The sequence below is a fragment of the Dyella jejuensis genome, assembly GCF_044904675.1.
GTDB classification, from domain to species: Bacteria; Pseudomonadota; Gammaproteobacteria; order Xanthomonadales; family Rhodanobacteraceae; genus Dyella_B; species Dyella_B jejuensis.
This window is the reverse complement of the sequence record NZ_JADIKJ010000017.1, coordinates 24,647-44,288: the sequence shown is the minus strand read 5'-3', so window position 1 is coordinate 44,288 and position 19,642 is coordinate 24,647. Positions and strand designations below refer to the sequence as shown.

Below are 19,642 nucleotides of genomic sequence, written 5' to 3'. Positions count from 1 at the left end.
GAGAAAGCCGGTCGCCGGCTTGACAGGCCGGCCCCGGATTCCCCAAACTATGCAGCTCCCCGCCCGAATAGCTCAGCCGGTTAGAGCACTTGACTGTTAATCAGGGGGTCGTTGGTTCGAGTCCAACTTCGGGCGCCAAATATCAAGGGCTTACCTCGCGGTAGGCCCTTTTTATTTTTCAGCACATATTCAATGTCGACTGGGCGTTCATGTCGCGAAGTCGCGCCATTGCTGGGTCGCGCTTGGGAAAGGTGACTTGATTGTGGATGCTGGCTGCGGACGGGCAGCGCTCGCAAATACCGAGAAGAGCCGTCTGGATCAAGCGGCTCGCATTCATGCTGGGGCTTGGATTGGATGAGTGTCTGCTGCGGGTGGCGGACACCATCTCGTGGATCGAGGTAACGCCGTCATCGTTTCAAGTGGATCAAAATGTCTTGCGTGTTACCGAGCCCGATGTCACCCATGTCCCATCAAAGTATGAAAGTTCGTCATAGACGGTAATTGCACCGGCGCTCCCATTTAGCACCATGCTTACACTGGAACCAGGATTGCAGAACGAAGTGTTTCCAGAGATTTTAAACTGGATCGGCCTTCCGTCCTGCGCAAGGGCGGCGATGTGTGATCCGAATGCATTTGCGCCCTTTTGACTGTTAAAGTAACTGGAGCAAGATGTAAACGTTACGCCATGGATATCATTGACTTGGGGTGGAAGGCCACTTATTGAGGATGTGCTAGTTTGGAGTAGCCAACCTTCGCACTGATTGCTCTCGGCGCCACATGCGTTAAACGCTACTCCGACCATATTTGTCATTGCGTAGCCCCAAACATTTTTATCGGAGCCGCAGGCTGTAAATGATGAATATGTCATGCCATTCAACGACCAACCAATCCCTGTGTTGGAGCTTGCATAGCATCGATTCACATCGATCGAAGTGTGGTAGCCGGCAAAAAGAAAACCTATATCGCCATTGGATGCCGACCAGCAATCCGAGACCGTGCCCATGTAGGCATTGATGAGGAAAAACCCATTTCCCCCACAATTCTGTACACGGAGATTTTTTAAGGAGAAGAAGGAGCAATAACTGGAAGAGCCCACGGAATTTCCGTTGCCTATGACCACTCCGTTTCCAGGAGCGCCATTTATCATTAAATCCTCGATGCCAAATTGCGCTCCTGCATCGAACGTTATCCCTGGAGCTGCGGAGCCTGCGGAGGTAAAGTCAATGACCGTACATTGTGGGCCATCGCCTCTGACAATTATGTTGTGAACATCGCCCTCGCTGTACGCGACAAAAGATAAGGACGAACTACATTTATACTGACCGGCCGGAAAGTATAGGATACCGCCGCGGTAGTCGTTATTTTGCTGAAGAGCACTAATTGCAGCATAGATAGCCGCCGTGTCATCTGTAGCCCCATCCCCTACAGCTCCATGCGCTTTGACGTTGGTCCATATGCCTGAGTTTTGTTCCGACTGGGCAGCTACTTGGCCGGGGTGCATTAACAATGCGCTGCCCGCAGCGATAGGAAAGACTCCGAGGAACTTGCGTCGCTCCATACAACCTCCGAATTGTCGCGGTTTCGATTAAATTGACGCTTGGCATGGATCAGCCAATCCACAGGCGCCACATCCACTTGATGTCCGCAAAATAACCTGAAACAGGTTTCATCTGAAAGAAAATTCCGCCGCCGCGTATATCCGCGGCAACTCGGCTCCAAGAGGGTTATGTGGTTCTATTAAAAATGCTCGCTTTGGACGCATTGCTCACGGCCATCTTATACAGGCGCTTGGCTAGATTCCCATTAAGGTTGGTGAGCGCAAAGGGAAAGAATCGTCGCGACGACTTTTTATTTACCGAATCCTTGCTGATGAAAGCCAAGTGATTTCGATGAGTTCGTCAATGCGAGCTTGGTACCGCCAGCCACTGGATCGCTAAAAAGAAGTGCATCCGGAATCGGAATAGGGACGTCGGAGATCTCTTCACTCGCTTGATCCTGTCTCTGTTGTTTGCCTCATGCGAAGGCGGGCATCTACGCAGCTCATCCGATTTGTTACGTCACCACGAGAAGCGAAGGGGCTGTTGCGCTAATAAGCTTCGCCACAGCGAATGTTACCAGGCGCTGCCCACGACACCTTTGATCCATTGGGCATGGAAAGGAGATGCGGGAACTGGAAAAAGTCTGCCCGCAGATACCCTGGCGGAAGCTGCCTGAGCGGGTTGCGACCACATCTTTTCGTTCCCGTCGAGGCCATGCGTTACGCCTGCCAGTTTCCATATTCCGTGGTCTTCGATCAGCAGGGGTCCGCCGCTATCACCACCGCCGCCGACGCCTTCCAACGGAAGCGCTTTCACACCGCAGTCGAAGCGGTAGACCAGCCATTGCTGGTTGGCGCCGGTAATCTGGTTGTACGCCTTGCGTAGTTCGCCAGGGTAGGGCGCCGTGGGATTCGCGCCACGGGACTCACATCTTCGACGGGGCGGGTTAGTTCGATAAGCGCGATATCGTGCATGGAAGCGCGGGCAGCTGCATACCTCGCTAGCCAGGTGGTGACATCCGTGGATTTCATCGCCTGGAAAAGTTGATCCCATGTGACCGAAGCAGCCGCGTAGTCGGGATACAGGACGATCCTGGCGACGTCTCTGCGCTTACCGTTGATCACCACGTAATCATGCTCCGGCATGGCTCGCATCATCGCGGTGGCATGCGCGGCGGTGACGACCCATCGTTTCGCGATCAATACGCCATGTCCTTCCATCGGCAGGTCGACCAGGGCCGGTAAGTCGGTCGCGGATACGAGGTATCTGACATCGGGTACATCGTGCCGGATGACGATGGCATGAGCCGTCACGGCAATGATCAATAGGGCTGCGGGTGCATAGCGAAGAGGCTCCCAAGGTGATGGAGTTCGGGTTTTGGTCGCGCTCGCCATGAGCGCCGCTGTCGCACATTGACGGATGTGGGCATTGCGGTTTTCGTGCTGGATGCGCCTTTGTGCATTCCCAATGGGCAGATACCCCCAAGGAAGTCATGACTGAGGAAATAGTCAAGTTCTCATCCGGTGTTGCGCTTGCAAATTGAAACTGCCCACCATTTGGCCTTCGACTTCGTACACGATGCGATGACTGCAGCAGCGGATAGAACTCTCGCAGCCCATGAGATGGAATCAGACTCTTCCTAAATAAATAGCCTTTAGCCTATAGAAAATAGGGATGTTTTCCTACACGAGGTATTCGCGCAATTCACGAAAAAATGACACATAGTGGCGCGCAATGGTTGCACTGCAAAAGCAGTCTTGGGGCAGAATCTGGGGCGGCTCGCGTTCGTGAAGGGTAAGCCGGTCACGTCATCCAAACGCGTAAGTGCGGCCATTCGAATGGCGGCGCATCAAGGAGGGGGGCATGCGTTACCTATGTCTTGCGGTGCTGGCGTTTTGCCTCTCAATCTGTCTTATCGGAGTTGCCGGAGCTCAAACGGGTTCAGGCACTACGTATTATGGGCCTCCTTACGCAACACCGGGGAGCCAGGCTTGGCCTGCGTGCCACCCTGGTCAACAGAGTGGCCCCGCTGACGCAACAGTTCAGGCGGCCATTACAGATTGGCTTTACGGTATGCAGACCAATGCCTGCAGTGAAGCAGGTTTCCAAGTTGCGTCGTTCTGCAATTACACGTTGTACCCAGGAATTACGAATACTAATTGGATTTTGACTGTAGACGTTGCCTGCGGCGACGGACAAACGGTTTGGGTCTCTGCGACGGAATATCCTTATGACCCGGGTAAAAGTCTCGGTAATCCTGGGTGCCAGTGTGCAGGTGATCCGATTGATCTTGGAACAGGTAACGAATATCGCGACGATACAGATGCAAATCTAGGTGATTTAAGCTTTCACCGATATTACAACAGCCATGTGGCGGCTATGTCTGGAAGTGTTGGTGCACATTGGCAAAGCAACTTCGACCGCAATATTATCTTCTCATCCCTGACTGATCCGAGCGCGGATTGGCCTGAAACGGCCGTGGCAATGCGTTCTGACGGCAAGCAAATCACTTTTAAATCCGTGTCAACATCTGGTCCATGGACAACATCTTCAGATGTTTCTGATCAGCTTACTTCGCAAACTAATAGCGCTGGCACCCTGATGGGGTGGACGTACTTCGACGCTGCTGCGCGCGACACGGAGACCTACAACGCCAGTGGTGAATTGACATCAATCACTGATCGTAATGGCGAAGTCACGACACTTACGTATGGACCAGCCAGCGATCCTTCGCAATGGGCAGGGAATCTAATAAAAGTTACTGATCCGCGGGGGCGCTCGCTGTCCTTTACTTACGTTCAATCGGGGATCAGTCAGCCTAAATCAGGGGCCGTTCCTAACGGCGGCTACCCCATATACAGCGTACAAACCATCACTTTGCCCGACGGAGGAAACATCACCTATTCGTACGACACGAACGGCAATTTAGTTAAGGTGACGTATCCCGATAATTCGGTCAGGCAGTATGTATACAACGAGGGCGCGCTGACGGGAGGGACCAATCTTCCGAATGCTCTGACAGGTGATATCGACGAAACCGGAACGCGCTACACCAGCATAGGGTACAACGCGCAAGGGCAAGCAACGATGTCGACGTTGCCATCTGGCGTGAATCAGACTCAGTTGACTTTCAATAGTAGCGGTACCACGACGGCGCAATATGCCCTGGGTGCTCAAGTAACGTTGAGCTTTTTAACAACGAGTGGATCCATACATACGAACACGGTCAGTGGTCCATGTGGCCCTTCTTGCCATCAGCCTAATGCTTCTGCCACCTATGATGCCAACGGATATCTCTCTTCACGTACTGACTTTAATGGCAACGTCACAAAGACAACCTACGACGCCACCGGCTTGCTAGATCAGGAGGTGGATGCGCAGGGGACATCCAGTCAGCGAACGATTACCACGACGTGGAATACCTCACTACGCGTTCCACTCACTCGCGCGGTCAGTAATGCGGGTGGCACTATCGTAGCCAGTACCCAATGGGTCTATAACGCTATTGGTCAAACATTGGCCCGCTGCGACATTGACCCTGCCAACAGCGCAGCCACCGGCTACAGCTGTAGCAGTACCGGCGCCGTGCCTGCCGGGGTGCGTCGCTGGGCCTACACATATTGCTCGACGGTTAGCAGTAATTGCCCGCTGGTTGGGTTGATTCTGACGGCCACTGGTCCGCGCACAGACCTAACGCAAACCACCACCTACAGCTATTACACGAGCAGTAGCGCAGTGAGTTGCGGCACGCCCGGCGCGGCCTGCTATCAACTCGGAGATCTGTATCAGGTGACCGACGCGCTGAGTCATGTCACTACCATCGCTTCCTATGATGCCGATGGGCGTATCACCCGTACGACCGATGCCAACGGCGTCAACACTGATATGACCTATACCCAACGCGGTTGGCTGGCCTCTCGCACGGTAGGTGGGGCCAAGACAAGCTTTACTTATACGCCTTATGGGGCAGTCCAGACTGTTACCGATCCGGATGGTATCACCACCACCTACAACTATGACGCCGCCCATCGCCTCAACAAAATCACGGATGCATTGGGCAACTACATTCAGTACACGCTTGATGCGGCTGGCGATAAAACGGGTGAACAGATCTACGACCGTGGCGGTGACCTGCACAAAAGTCTTGCCCGGAAATACAACGCTCTCGGCCAACTCATCACCGTGATCGATGGGCTTAACAATACGGTTTTCAGTGCCGCCGCCAGTAACAGCTACGACGCGAACGGCAACCTAGTTCTGAGCAGCGATGCCTTAGGTGTTCAGCGCCAACTGGGTTACGACGCTCTTAACCGCCTAGTTCAGACTCTGGATAATTACGATGGTGTAGATACGGCAACACAGAACACCAAAACTGCCTATGGCTACGATAGCCTGAACCGACTATCTCAGGTCACCGATCCCAGCAGCCTTGACACCGCATATAGCTACGATGGCCTGGGTGATGCGACAGGACAGGTCAGCCCCGACACCGGCTCCACTGGCAACACGTTCGATGCCGCCGGCAACCTGATCAGCAAAACCGACGCGCGTGGCGTGATCACGCAGTACAGGTATGATGCGCTCAATCGCCTGATCGGCGTGAGCTATCCGGCGCAGTCTGCCCTCAACATAACCTACACGTACGATCAGGCTACGCCGATCAGCGGCTGCACGGGTTATAACATCGGTCACCGCACTGGCATGACCGATGCATCCGGCACTACCGCATGGTGCTATACCAATCAGGGCGATATCCAGGAAGTGCGTCAGGTGATCCATGGCACTTGGTACACTTATGGTTATGCCTACACCCCCGGCCGCCGCGTTGCATGGCTGCAATACCCCTCAGGTTTTGATCTGCAGTACGGCCACGACGGTGATGGTCGCATCACCACGATCAACTATCGCCAGCAGTCCGGCCCTTACGGCAGCTACACTAACGCGACACTCACGCCGCTGGTTACTAATGTTACCTATCTGCCCTTCGGGCCGGTCAGTGGCTACACGTTCCCGGGCGGCCAGTCGGTCACGCGTAGCTACGACGCCAATTATCGGCTTACCGATTTGGTGAGCACGGGCCTTACCCTGCACTTCCTGCGCGATGCGAAGGGACGCATCCAGGCCGAAGGTAACAATGCAGGCGCCAACCCGCCCAGCGAAACTTACCAGTACGATCCGCTGGATCGTCTCACCGCCACGCTCAATGCCGGTGGCGCGTTGGAACAAAGCCTCACTTATAACCCGACCGGTGACCGTCTTAGCACGACCACGCCGCAAGGCACGCAGACCTACACCTACAACCCCGGCACACATCAGTTGATCAATATCGCAGGTCAGGCGCGCAACGTGGACGTCAACGGCAACACCACTGCGATGGTCGATCCCAACGGCGCGGTGATGGGTCTTGGCTATGACAATCGCAATCGCCTTACCGCCGTCACCAGCGGGAGCACTACGATTGCCACATACCAGTACAACGGCGACGGCCAGCGTGTGTGGCGCACGGTCACCACACCGAGTACCGGACAGATCGCCACGGTGTATGACCCCAACGGCACCGGCAATCTCTATGGCGAGTACTTCACCGCCACGAATTTTCGCGAATACGTCTATGTCGACGGCATCGTGATGGCCAGCGCTACCGATGCGGGTGTTACCGCGCCGGGTATCAATAACCTTTACGCAGATCACTTGGGCACGCTGCGGGCAGCGTTGACGACCGGCGGTACCACGGTTTACAGCTGGCCGTGGTTGAACAATGCGTTTGGGCAGCAGTCGTATTCGGGGACGAATGCGTTCTATAGTCGATTCCCCGGCCAGTACTTCGATGAAGAGACAGGGTTGTTTTACAACGTTAATCGGGACTATGACTCCGCGACGGGACGGTATGTCGAGAGCGACCCGCTAGGATTGATCGGTGGCATCAATAGCTATGCCTATGTTGGTACCAACCCGTTGAATGTTGCTGATCCAAGAGGACTTGCTTACCCGATTTGCATGGGAGTGTGTCCGGTAGGATCGTTAGCGTTAACGCCGGACCCCAATGCAAGCCCAAATTATAATCCGAACTTAGCAAGCAACATGGGAGCAGGCGCAGAGGTTGGGATTACTGGTGGCGCTCTATTAGGGGGTGCCGTTGTCGCCAACATCATTGGATTTCCGGAAGTGGAGCTTGGCGAAGCTGCGGCTGCCGCCGTAGGCGTCGAAGGCGTAGCTAGTTTAGAAGCTATGGACGCAATTGCTGGAGAGCCGATCGCCTCACTTGCCATTGGGGCAATAGCCGGTGGTGCCGCCGGTAGCGTCGGGGGTGAGGCGGCTGGCTATGCTCTAACACCCCCCATGTCTCCTCCACAACAGTCAATTCCGACACAAACTGCCACGGGTCCGTGGGACACTGGCGACTGTCCTAATTGATGATGGGATGCTTGCATCATGAATATGCTAAAACGAGTCATTGGTTCAAAATTCATGACGTGGGCAAGTAGGTCTGCTCTCGGAAACGTGGCTTTAGCCGGAATTGCCATTGGGCTTCCAACCTTTCTTGTGTTTTTTTTTAAAAGTCATGCTCAAGGGATATTAACGTTGGATCGCATTATCCGTATTCTGGTTGTCAGCACATTCGAGTCTATTTTCGTAGGTGGAGGGCTATGGATGACGATGACAAAGCCGATATTGGACAGAAGATCGAAACGGTGAAGAGTCAATAGCGCTAGAAAACCCCTGAATCGGCGAAAGTTGAAACCTTGGGCCCGGCAGGTGACCCTGAACGGGAGGTACGAAGTATCTGGCATCGGGTACATCGTGCCGGATGACGATGGCATGAGCCGTCACGGCAATGATCAATAAGGCTGCGGGTGCATAGCGAAGTGGCTTCAAGGTCAGTGCTTCCCAAGGTGATGGAGTTTTGGTTTGGTCGCGCTCGCCATGAGCGCCGCTGTTGCGCATTGGCGGATGTGGGCATTGCGGCTCCCGTGCTGATACGCCGTTGTGCATTCCCAATGGGGCAGATACTCCTCAACCGAGGGTGGTTGCAGCGCTTGGATTCATGCAGGCGTGCCCATCGCGGACATGGACGTGCAGTAACCCATCAACGATGGGTGGCAGGCGCAAACGAAAACGGCGTTGTCGGGAAGCCGAGTCAAGACAATTGCCACGCCGGGCGTTCGAAAGCTTTGCCGGAAATGACATCCAGCCCAGAGCCAAACGAGCCCGTTTGGGGCCGCCCGCCACCGAGGGCGTTGGGACAAGGCTGCATGCTGTCAACGCCGTGTGATGGCTATCCGGCCCGATTTGTGCTTGTTTATGCGACCGGCCGACTGGCGCCAAACGGATGACGCTCGTGTTGCTGTTGCAAGCTCCTCTTGACCTGACTGACGAAAAGCCGCCACTTCGGCCCCGGCGCGATCCCGCGCGGAACGCGGCGCGCCTCCCGATGGCTGCTGGCGGCGGTCTGCCGGGTAGTCCGTCGGGGCCAAGAGTGACCCAGCGCGTCCTGCTCTGCGCGCCGGCCACCTTCAGGGGGCAACGGACCGGCGCCTTACCGCCACCTTCCGGCCAGAAGATCTTGTTCGTGGACCCGCGCGGCTGGGCTGCCGGACGCCATGTTCCGGTGGGCCTGGATCGTCTCACTTGCAGCCCATGCACCGCGCGTCCATGGCGGATGCGCAGTGTTGCCTACGGCACATCGTTGCCCCGGGCGGCGAGTGACATGTCCACGCTGTTGCTGGCCGCCCGGCGCCACGTCAGCACCTGCCGGCAACCCGCGGCCAATACGTTGGCGATCGCCGCGAGTACGGCGGTGGTGGCGATCGTGACGTATTACTGGCATTCGCCAGGTTTGCCGCCCATACCCGTGGCGATGAGCATCGAGCCGCCCGCGTTGACGGCGCCGCTGGCGCCCATGCCGATGATTGGCGCGCCGCATCTCACCGCGCGCCTTTCCCGGCGCTCGCCATGGTCGAGTCCCGTGCTGCCGTCGATTTTGTCCGGCAGCGACATGCGGCGCCTGGTGATGGCGGCGCCGGTACAGGCACTGCGTGACGGCGGATTCAATCTCGATATCACCTCGCCGACCAGTCTGTGGGCCAAGGCTGGTGCGCGTTACCGTATCGATCCGGTGTTGATCTATGCCGTGGCCCTGGTCGAAACCAAAAGCGCGCAAGCGGATGGTTCGATCGCGCCTTCGCCGTGGGTCGTGCGCATCAATGGGCGCCTGCACTCGGGTTCGCGCGCCGATTCCGAACACGCCATCCAGCTGGCGCATCTGCTGGCCCTGCCGGTACAGGATGTTGGCATCATGCAGGTGTATTACCCGATGCACCGCAATATCGAACCCGATCCGATCGCCTTGCTCAATCCGGTCCGCAACATCGACGTGGGTACCGGTCTGCTGCGCCAGGCCATGCAGGAAAGCCGCGATCCGGTGCTGCGCATCGGCTACTACCACAGTCACGATGTGGCACTGGCGCGCGGCTATGGGCAGGCGGTGCTGGGCGTCTATCGTGCGCTGAAGACGGCGTTGGGAAGCTCGCCTTCGGGCGCAATGGTGCTGGCACGCGCGTCATCGCAGGGGCAGGCGGCGCATCCGGGCGGTTGATGCCGGACAGGGCTGGCCTGGAGGCCGGTTCCCGCCACAGGCGGCCGTTTAATTCGACTGCATGTCCGGGCCGATGTATTCATTTCTTATCGTTCCGCCTGCGCGCCTGCACGTAGAAGGAATTGCCGCGTGTTCCATTTCCCTGGCGGTATTCGGCCTGGGCGTCGTGCCGCCATTGCATTCTCCCGGTCGATGGCCATGCTGCGAAAGAAGGTGCCAAGGCGGATGCCCTCGTGGTGGCGGTGATCCTGACGTCTTGCTGCCAGGCGGCTAAACTCCACGCTTTGCCCTCATCGGCTACATCATGTCGCAACCTTTCGTCGTGCAATTCGATCCGGTCGCCCTGCATCTGGGGCCGGTGCAGATCCATTGGTACGGGCTGATGTACCTGCTCGGTTTCGTCGGCGGCTGGATGCTGGGCGAATACCGGCGCCGGCAGGGGCGGCTGCCGGTCAATCGCGATGCGCTGGGCGACCTGGTCTTTTACGCGATGATGGGTGTGATCGTCGGCGGGCGGATCTGGTACATGCTGTTCTATTACGCGGACGGCATCCGCTGGATCTGGACCGAGCCGCAGGCATTGTTCCGCGTATGGGACGGCGGCATGAGCTTCCACGGCGGCTTGCTGGGCGTGCTGGTGGCGGGGTTCTGGTGGTCGCGCCGTCACAGGCTGCATTTCTTCGATACGGTGGACTTTGTCGCGCCGCTGGTGCCGATCGGGCTTGGGCTGGGCCGGCTGGGCAACTTCATCAATGGCGAGCTATGGGGCAAGCCCGGTTCGGTGCCATGGGCGATGATTTTCCCCAATGCCCACGATGAAGACGCGGCGCTGGCTGCCAGCCATCCGCAGTTTGCCCGGCTGATGCAGCAATACGGCGGCCTGCCGCGGCATCCCTCGCAACTCTATGAAATGGCACTGGAGGGCGTGGTGATGTTCACGGTGCTGTGGCTGGTGTCGATGAAGCCGCGCCCGCGTTACCTGATTTCCGGGTTGTTCGCGTTGCTGTACGGCTGCTTCCGTTTCATGGTGGAGTTCGTGCGCGTGCCGGATGCCCAGCTGGGTTATCTGGCATGGGGGTGGTTGACCATGGGCCAGATCCAGTCGTTGCCGTTGATTGCCATCGGCCTGTGGCTGCTCTGGTTATCACGCCGCGCACCGACGCTACCGCTGGCGAGCGCCGGCATAGCCAAGTCAGCGTAGACTCCGGCCCATGCGCGCTTACCTCGACCTGCTTCGCCATGTGCTGGAACACGGCACGGAAAAGACCGATCGCACCGGTACGGGTACGCGCAGCGTGTTCGGCTGGCAGATGCGCTTCGATCTCAACCAGGGTTTTCCGCTGGTTACTACCAAGAAGCTGCACCTGAAGTCCATCGTGCACGAGCTGATCTGGTTCCTGCGTGGCGATACCAACATCGCGTATTTGAAAGAACACGGGGTCAGCATCTGGGACGAATGGGCCGACGAGCACGGCGATCTTGGCCCGGTCTACGGCAAGCAGTGGCGTGCGTGGCCGACGCCGGACGGCCGCACGGTCGACCAGATCCGTTGGGTCGTCGACGAGATCAAGCGCAATCCCGACTCGCGTCGCCTGCTGGTCAGCGCATGGAACGTGGGCGAGCTGTCGAAGATGGCGCTGATGCCGTGCCATGCGCTGTTCCAGTTCTACGTGGCGGAAGGCAAGCTCAGCTGCCAGCTGTACCAGCGCTCCGGCGATATCTTTCTCGGCGTGCCTTTCAACATCGCCAGTTATGCCTTGCTGACCCACATGATTGCGCAAGTGTGCGGCCTGGGCGTGGGCGATTTCGTGCATACGCTGGGTGATGCGCACCTGTACAGCAATCACCTGGAGCAGGCGCGCTTGCAGTTGACGCGCGAGCCCCGGGCGTTGCCGCGGCTGACGCTTAATCCGGATGTCGCTTCGATCTTCGATTTCCGCTTCGAGGACATCGCGATCGAGGAATACCACCCGCACGCGGCCATCAAGGCGCCGGTGGCGGTCTGACCGGGGCGCAGGCGCTCCCTTCCCGGTCGAAGACGAATGGAAGCGGATCGCGGATGCGATCCCGGGCCTGCGGCCGTCATGGGCATGAAATTCGTTCGGCGATCATGGCGGCTTCCGTTCCGAACGCTATAATGGCCGGTCTGCGTGGCCGGCAATGGAGCTGGCCGCCTGTGTCGTTCGACCCACCCGTCACCAGCCGGAGCTTCCATGGCCATTTCGTTGATTGCAGCCCTCGACGAGAATTTCGCAATCGGTCGCAAGGGCCAGCTTCCCTGGCATCTTCCGGATGACCTGAAGTGGTTCAAGCAGTTGACGGTCGGCAAATACGTGCTGATGGGTTACAACACGGCGGTGTCGATCGGGCGGGCGCTGCCGGAACGCGAGAATCTGGTGCTGTCGCACCGGCACGAGGCGCCGTTTCCCGGCCAGGTCACCGTGCGTTCGATCGAGGAAGCGCAGGCGCGCTCCAATGGCACCGGCCTGATGGTGATCGGTGGCGGCAAGGTGTTCCAGGACGCGCTGCCCGCGGCGCAGCGGCTGTATCTCACCTGGGTCAGCGCGGCGGTCGACGGCGCCGATACCTTCTTCCCCGGCATCCATTTCAGTGACTGGACCGAGGTCAAGCGCACGCATCACAAGAAAGACAGCGACCATAGCTACGACTTCGACATGGTCGAGTACATCCGCAATCACTGATCGCATCCCGTGAGCAATCGTGCCGGCGCACCGATGCACGTGATGGCCGGCATATTGCGCGATGCGCAGGGCAGGGTACTGCTGGCGCAACGTCCCGAAGGCAAGCATCTGGCGGGCTCGTGGGAATTCCCGGGCGGCAAGCGCGAACCGGGTGAGCGCCCGCAGGATGCTTTGGCGCGTGAGCTGCGCGAGGAATTGGGTATCCATATCGATCCCGTCGATGGGATGCCGCTGATTCGCGTGCCCTGGCGCTACGGCGAGCGCGATCTGCTGCTGGACGCATGGCAATTCACGCGCTGGGTCGGTATCCCGGATTCCCTTGAAGGCCAGGCTTTGCACTGGACGCTGCCTTCCGCGGCCAGGCTTGCCGGTCTCGCTCCGGCCGACCGGCCTATTTTGCAGGCGATACGCTTGCCGCCGCTGTATGCGATTACGCCGGCGGATGCGATAGCCGGGCAGATCGAGCTATGGCAGGCGCGCGTCGAGGCGGCGCTGGCGCGAGGCGTCCGCCTGATCCAATTGCGGTTTCCGCGCTGGCCGATCGAGCAAGTGCGCAAGCTGGCGGCGCGTCTGCAGCCGCGCGCCATGGCGTGCGATGCCTGCCTGTTGCTCAATGGCGATATCGACGGCGCGCGCCTCCTTGGTCCGGGCGTTGGCGCGCATCTGACGTCCTCGCAACTGCTTACCTTGACGCACCGTCCGTTGCCGTGGACGCAGTTGATCGGGGCGAGTTGTCACGATGAGGCCCAACTCACCGAGAGTGCACGCATCGCCGACTTCGCCACGCTTTCTCCAGTAGCTCCAACCGGCAGCCACCCGGACGCCGTGACGCTGGGCTGGTCCTCGTTTGCGGCCATGGCCGAAACGGCTGCGCTACCGGTATACGCGCTCGGCGGCATGACTCCGGGGCACGTCGATGAAGCGCGTCGGCATGGCGGCCAGGGAGTCGCCGGCATTAGTGCTTTCTGGTGACATGCTTGCCCGGCGAGGCGAGCGGCAGTAGCGTGCATCCATGCGCATTGTTTACCGAGCCCGGAACCTGATTGACGCCCACCTGGTGAAGGATGCGCTCGAAGGCGCCGAGATACCTGCTTTTATCGCCGGCGAATACCTGACGGGGGGTGTCGGACAGCTGCCTGCATTGGACTATGTCGCGGTGCTGGTACCCGAGTCGAGCCTGGAAGCGGCCGAGCCGGTCATCCGCGAGATCGAGCATGCACTGGCCGAGGCCCGCCAGGCGATCATGGAACTGGATGACGATCCGGGCGATTTGTTGCCAGCGCCGGGTTAAATCCAATGCCTGAAGCATCCACTGCGGCGGCGTGCGCGGACGCCGGCCACGACCTGCCCGGACGCGCCGCCATCGTCCAGATGGCCATCGGCGCAGCGTTGCTCTCCAGCACCAGCCTGTTCGTGGTCTATGCACACGCCGCGCCCACGGTATCCGCTTTTTACCGGATGCTTTTCGGTGGTGCCATATTGCTGGCATGGGTGGCGATGAGCGGTGGATGGCAACGGATCGGATGGCGTGATGCCTGGCTGGCTGCGCTCCCGGCGGCGGGATTTTCCGCCGATCTGATCCAATGGCACCGCAGCATCCTGTGGGTGGGACCGGGCATCGCCACGCTGCTCACCAATTTGCAGGTTTTCCTGATGGCACTGGTTGGATTCGCGTTCTTGCGCGAGCGTCCCGCCCGCGGCTTCCTGCCGGGCATGCTGCTGGCGATGATCGGCTTGTGGCTGCTGGTCGGAGCACATTGGTCGATGTTCGATGCCCGGCATCGATCGGGCGTTTGGCTGGGGCTCGGCAGCGGCGTGGCTTACACGGTCTATCTGTTGAGTTTCCGCCACGCACTGAAAACGCACGCCTACCTGCCGCCAGCGCAATTCCTCGGCTTGATGAGCCTGCTCAGTGCGGGTCTGCTATGGCTGTGGGGGCAGGGCGAAGGCGATTCCTTCGCGTTGCACGGATGGCGCAGCTGGAGTGCCTTGATCGCGCTTGGCTTCTTCGGCCAGGTGCTCGCATGGCTACTGATGGTGCGGGCCATGCCGCGACTGCCGGCTTCACTGGTCGGCCTGTTGCTGCTGTTGCAGCCGGCGTTGGCGTTCGTGCTTGATGTGGTCTTGCTCGGTCGGCCGACCGGTTACGGCGATTGGAGCGGACTGATCCTTGCGCTGGCGGGTATCCTATTCGGCGCGTTGCGTCCGCGCCGACGCGCCGCGACCGCCTGAAAGTCGACTGGAGTATGCATGAGCTCATTTGAAAGCCTGATCCGCGCCGTGCCCGATTTTCCGAAACCGGGCGTGGTCTTCCGCGACATCACGCCGCTGCTTGCCGATGCCTCCGCTTTTGCGCGTTGCGTGGACGCCATGGCCGAGCCGTGGCGCGATGCGCAGGTGCAGGCGGTGTGCGGCGTCGAATCGCGAGGCTTCATCTTTGCCGCGGCGATCGCCCAGAAACTGGGCGCCGGCTTTGTGCCGCTGCGCAAGCCCGGCAAACTGCCGCCGCCGGTGATGCATGCGGACTACCAGCTGGAATATGGCACCGATCGGCTGGAAGCTCGCGTAGACACCTTGCGGCAGCGCGAGCGTGTGTTGCTGGTGGATGACGTGCTGGCCACCGGCGGTACCCTGGGCGCGGCGCGCAATCTGCTTGGGCAGCTTGGCGCGGACTTGGTTGGCGCCTCGGTGGTGATCGAACTGCTGGCCTTGCAAGGGCGCGCGTTGTGGCCCGACAGCGTACCGCTGCATGCGTTATTGCACTATTGACGGTTGCGTGACCGATTTCCGGCTATACCTGGAATCCATTGCCGCAGTCGGACGGAAAGGAGGGTACGGTCATGCTTGGTATCGGTGCCTGGAAACAACGCCTGCCTCGCCCCGAGCAAGCCTTGTCCGGTCGCAAACAATCGCTGGTGCCTTCCGCCCGCCATCATGTGCATGGCCGGGCGCTGCAACAGGAGGCGTTTCCCGGCAGCGAAAGCGTGCTGTTCGGCATGGGCTGCTTCTGGGGCGCGGAGCGCAAGTTCTGGAGCCTTCCCGGCGTGCTCACTACGGCGGTGGGCTACGCCGGCGGCTACACGCCCAATCCCAGCTATCGCGAAGTGTGCTCGGGCATGACGGGTCATGCCGAGGTGGTGCAGGTTGTTTACGATCCGGGCTCGATATCGTTGGACGCGCTGTTGAAAGTGTTCTGGGAAAGTCACGATCCGACCCAGGGCATGCGACAGGGTAATGACACCGGCACGCAATATCGTTCGGCCATCTATACGTCCAGCGTGGCGCAACGCGAGGCTGCCGAGGCGTCGGCCAGGCGCTTCCAGGCGGAACTCGCGCGCGCGGGCCATGGCGCCATTACTACCGAGATCGCCATGGCCGCACCGTTCTATTTTGCCGAAGACGAACACCAGCAATACCTGTCGAAACATCCGGATGGCTATTGCGGCTTGGGCGGGACTGGCGTGTCGTGTCCGGTGGGAGTTTGAGATAGCCGGCAGTGATGCTGCCCAACGCAGGGCACGCGGGCAGCGCGCAATCCTTTCGCGCCATGCTTAAGCATGGATGCCAGTGTTACGGTGGCCGGCTCACGACGCTAGTGCGTTCATGCTCTTATTCGCGCCAGCCGTTACCGCCGCGTAGTTCAATCTTGCGTTGATCGGCAACGATCAGGCGATACGGCGCCGCCTGCCCGGCGCGCTCACGGCGCTGTGCGGATCGAGCAAGCCGTGCGGCAAGCTCCTGAATACTTCCGCCAGTTGTTGCAGGAAATCGCCCATCGCCGAGCTCTTGCGCCACACCATCGCAATGCGGCGACTGGGCGGATGGCCGCTGAATTCGATCAATTGCAGGTTCGGTGCCTGCGCCACCGGCGGTTTCACCGCGAGCGTGGGCAACAGCGTAATGCCAACATTGGAGGCAACCATCTGGCGCAGCGTCTCGAGGCTGGTGGCGCGAAAGCCGCTCTTCTCGCCAGCGCCGGCCATATGGCAGACCTCCAGCGCCTGGTCGCGCAGGCAATGACCGTCTTCTAGCAGCAGCAGGTTCTGATCGGAAAGATCGGAGAGCTTCAGCTGGGTCCGGTGAGCCAGGGGATGCGATTGCGGTACGGCCAACAGGAACGGTTCCTCGAACAGGAATTCGGCGTGCAGGTTATCGTCGTGCAGCGGAAGGGCGAGAATGCCGGCGTCCAGTTTTCCTTCGCGGAGGCGGTGCAAGACCGTTTCGGTCTTTTCCTCCACCAGCAGCAACTCCAGGCGCGGAAAACGCTTGCCTAGCATCGGTACCACATGGGGCAGCAGGTAAGGACCCAGCGTAGGAAAGATGCCCAGCTTTACCGTGCCCGCTTCCGGATCCACCGTGCGCCGCGCGATACCCTTGATCTGCTCGATCTCATTCAATACATCGCGTGCCCGGTTGGCGATCTCGCGGCCTACTTCGGTCAGCAATACCTTGCGCGGCGTGCGCTCGACCAGGGCGACGCCCAGCTCGTCCTCCAGCTTCTTGATCTGTGTGGAAAGGGTTGGCTGGCTGACAAAGCATGCCTCCGCGGCACGTCCGAAATGCCGATGCTCGGCAAGGGAAACCAGATAGTGGAGGTCGCGCAGATTCATGGCCTGTCCCCGGAGTGATCGCCCGATAATAGGCCATGGCTATGAACCCTGTGGTAACAATCGATGTAGACAATGCAAGTTCGATCGGCGCACGTCATCGCCGGTATTTTTCTTCGCGGGCGCCGCATGGCGATCGCGTTCTTAAAAAAAGACCCCGGCGCACGGCCGGGGTCTTCGGTAATGCCCTTTGCAGGAGGTTTTTTTTTCAGGGCTTGTAAGCAGCCAGCACCGAAACGTTGGTGAAGTTGTACACCTGTGTATCGGCTTTCTTCGCCGCCAGCAGAATGTAGTAGGTGGCCGCCTGCGGCTTGGGAATGACGACAGCTTCGTTGTTGCCCGGCTTGGCCGAGACGAAATCCGCATTGCTGCCATCGGCGCTGGGCGCGCTGCCGGCCTTTACGTACAGCGTCGTGTCGCCCGAACCACCGAGGCTGCGGATATTCAGCGTGGTGGCGCCAGCGGGTACGACGATCGAGTAAAGAATGCTGCCGTTGTAGCCTGCGGATTGACCCGGCAGGATGACGCCGTTGGTTAGCGCAATGGCATTCGCGCCATCATCGGGATTGCCACTGTCATTACCCAGCGCGGCATTGACGGCGGCGGCGGCGTCGACAATGCCCGCGCCGATCGGATGGTCTTCGGCCACCGGGAAGGGACGTGCCGAGCCGACCAGCATGTTTTTGATGTCCGCAGGCGACGGTGCAGCCAAACCGGCGGCTTGCGCCGCGCTCAACATCAGGGCAACCGTGCCGGCCACGTGCGGCGTGGCTTGCGAGGTTCCGGCGTAACCGCCGTAGGTGGGATTCTCCGGAGTCGTATCACCGTCATTGATGGCAGACCACACGAATCCCTCATTCACCTGCTGGCCCGAACTGGCATCGTTCGCATAGATGCCGCCGCCTGGAGCGGCGAGCGTGACACCCGCGCCATAGTTGGAATAGAACGCGCGCTTGCCGGTAATGCCGCTCGACGCCACGGCGATCACGCCCGGACAGCTTGCCGGTGAAAAATTCGCTACGTCGGCGCCGGAATTGCCGGCCGCGACCACCACGGTCGTACCGCGGCCCAATGCATCCGCTACCGCTACGCCGGTCGCGTCGTTAGCCGTGCATGCATCACCGCTGCCGAGGCTCATGTTGATCACTTGTGCAACATGCGTATTGTCCGGGACGCCTTCCACATGGCCGCCCGATGCCCATTCGATTGCATCGACGATATCGGAGGTGTAGCCGCCGCAATGGCCGAGTGCGCGCAAGGGCAGGACTTTGGCGTTGTACGCCGTGCCGGCCATGCCGATACCATTGTTGGTCAGCTCGGCAACCGTGCCGGCGACATGCGTGCCATGCCAGCTGCTGGGTTCGGCCGGGTTGTCGGCACTCACGCAAGTGGTATCGCTGAGATAGGGTTCGGTAGTGGTCCAGTCGCCAAGGTCCCAGCCGCCTGGTGCGCGATCGTCGGTGTCCCGGCCGGATACGTAAGCATCGCTGATGAAATCGTAGCCTTCGTCCGCCAATGACAGGTCGAGATCCGGGTGCTGGGTGATGCCGGTGTCGATCACCGCCACGGTAACGCCAGTGCCATCGGCCAGTTCCCATGCATTATTGGTATTGGCGCCGCCGGTGGCATCCCAGTAATCCCACTGATATTGCGCATAGTTGGGATCGTCGGGCGTAAAGGCCTGCATCGCGGCCTGGGCGCGCGCCTGCAAGTCGGCAGGAGCCGCGATATCGCGTACCGCATGCATCTTGAAATCCGGTTGCACATGCGCAACCGCGGGGTCCGCAGCGATCTGCCGCATCAAGCTGTTTGCCTCGCTTTGGTTCAAGGCGCGCGAGGTGCGGATCAAGTCGGCGCCGATGGCCAGCTTGCGCTGGTAACTGGCTTGCAGCGGCGCGATCGTGGCGCCGGTGGATGAAATCGTTGCGCGGCCGAGGCCCGCGCGGCCGATGGCGGCGTTGATGTTCTGCACGGCGTTATTGCGGTTGCTGCGTTCGCTGGTGCCATCGCGATAGGTCACGATGAAACGGTTGTAGGTCTGGTTTGCTTCGGTTGCCACGCTCAGCCTGGCAAGCGCTTTTGGCGCAGGCAGGGCGGAAGCGTCGGCCGCCTGGGCCGTTGGAATGGCGACGGCAAGGGCAGCGACGATGGCGCTGATGCGAATGGAAGGGAATGGCTTCATATGAGGTTCCTTGAAGT

At 59.6% G+C, this 19,642-nt stretch carries 14 protein-coding genes and 1 tRNA gene; 11 read left to right on the top strand and 4 right to left on the bottom strand.

From position 1 onward, the window contains the following. Positions 1-61: 61 nt before the first annotated feature. Positions 62-138 (top strand) — tRNA-Asn (locus ISP15_RS15070). 286 nt (positions 139-424) lie between these two features. Here ISP15_RS15070 and ISP15_RS15065 read toward each other — a convergent pair. Both ISP15_RS15065 and ISP15_RS15060 read right to left on the bottom strand, forming a co-directional pair. Next, positions 425-1,558, bottom strand: coding sequence for a glycosyl hydrolase family 28-related protein (locus ISP15_RS15065; RefSeq protein WP_404548466.1), 1,134 nt, complete (start codon positions 1,556-1,558; stop codon positions 425-427). Positions 1,559-2,350: 792 nt separating this feature from the next. After that, the gene (locus ISP15_RS15060) at positions 2,351-2,863 is read right to left on the bottom strand and encodes a trypsin-like serine protease (protein ID WP_404548465.1); all 513 of its coding nucleotides are present in this window, start codon (positions 2,861-2,863) and stop codon (positions 2,351-2,353) included. A 748-nt stretch (positions 2,864-3,611) separates the two neighbouring features. Here ISP15_RS15060 and ISP15_RS15055 point away from each other — a divergent pair. From ISP15_RS15055 to msrA, 10 genes are all read left to right on the top strand, one after another. Further along, the gene (locus tag ISP15_RS15055; RefSeq protein ID WP_404548464.1) at positions 3,612-7,952 is read left to right on the top strand and encodes an RHS repeat-associated core domain-containing protein; all 4,341 of its coding nucleotides are present in this window, start codon (positions 3,612-3,614) and stop codon (positions 7,950-7,952) included. Positions 7,953-9,246: 1,294 nt separating this feature from the next. Beyond that, a complete protein-coding gene (locus ISP15_RS15050; protein ID WP_404548463.1) occupies positions 9,247-10,134 on the top strand; it encodes a transglycosylase SLT domain-containing protein in 888 nt (295 codons plus the stop codon). A gap of 304 nt (positions 10,135-10,438) precedes the next feature. Then, positions 10,439-11,335: a prolipoprotein diacylglyceryl transferase gene (gene lgt, locus ISP15_RS15045; protein WP_404548462.1), complete on the top strand. Its 897-nt coding sequence runs from the start codon at positions 10,439-10,441 to the stop codon at positions 11,333-11,335. 10 nt (positions 11,336-11,345) lie between these two features. Further along, positions 11,346-12,140, top strand: a complete 795-nt coding sequence (locus ISP15_RS15040; RefSeq protein ID WP_404548461.1) for a thymidylate synthase — start codon at positions 11,346-11,348, stop codon at positions 12,138-12,140. 207 nt (positions 12,141-12,347) lie between these two features. Continuing rightward, positions 12,348-12,836, top strand: a complete 489-nt coding sequence (locus tag ISP15_RS15035; protein ID WP_404548460.1) for a dihydrofolate reductase — start codon at positions 12,348-12,350, stop codon at positions 12,834-12,836. A 9-nt stretch (positions 12,837-12,845) separates the two neighbouring features. Continuing rightward, positions 12,846-13,808: a Nudix family hydrolase gene (locus ISP15_RS15030; RefSeq protein ID WP_404548459.1), complete on the top strand. Its 963-nt coding sequence runs from the start codon at positions 12,846-12,848 to the stop codon at positions 13,806-13,808. A 40-nt stretch (positions 13,809-13,848) separates the two neighbouring features. Next, positions 13,849-14,127, top strand: a complete 279-nt coding sequence (locus ISP15_RS15025; protein ID WP_404548458.1) for a putative signal transducing protein — start codon at positions 13,849-13,851, stop codon at positions 14,125-14,127. Between the two features lie 5 nt (positions 14,128-14,132). Then, a complete protein-coding gene (locus ISP15_RS15020) occupies positions 14,133-15,068 on the top strand; it encodes a DMT family transporter (protein ID WP_404548457.1) in 936 nt (311 codons plus the stop codon). Positions 15,069-15,086: 18 nt separating this feature from the next. Beyond that, positions 15,087-15,605: an adenine phosphoribosyltransferase gene (locus ISP15_RS15015; protein ID WP_404548456.1), complete on the top strand. Its 519-nt coding sequence runs from the start codon at positions 15,087-15,089 to the stop codon at positions 15,603-15,605. Positions 15,606-15,676: 71 nt separating this feature from the next. After that, positions 15,677-16,321 (top strand): peptide-methionine (S)-S-oxide reductase MsrA, encoded by a 645-nt coding sequence (gene msrA / locus ISP15_RS15010; RefSeq protein WP_404548455.1) that lies wholly within the window; start codon positions 15,677-15,679, stop codon positions 16,319-16,321. A 180-nt stretch (positions 16,322-16,501) separates the two neighbouring features. Here msrA and oxyR read toward each other — a convergent pair whose 3' ends face one another. Together oxyR and ISP15_RS15000 are read right to left on the bottom strand one after the other, a co-directional pair. After that, a complete protein-coding gene (gene oxyR / locus ISP15_RS15005; RefSeq protein WP_404548454.1) occupies positions 16,502-17,446 on the bottom strand; it encodes a DNA-binding transcriptional regulator OxyR in 945 nt (314 codons plus the stop codon). A 205-nt stretch (positions 17,447-17,651) separates the two neighbouring features. Beyond that, positions 17,652-19,625, bottom strand: a complete 1,974-nt coding sequence (locus ISP15_RS15000) for a S8 family peptidase (protein ID WP_404548453.1) — start codon at positions 19,623-19,625, stop codon at positions 17,652-17,654. Between the last annotated feature and the right edge of the window lie 17 nt (positions 19,626-19,642).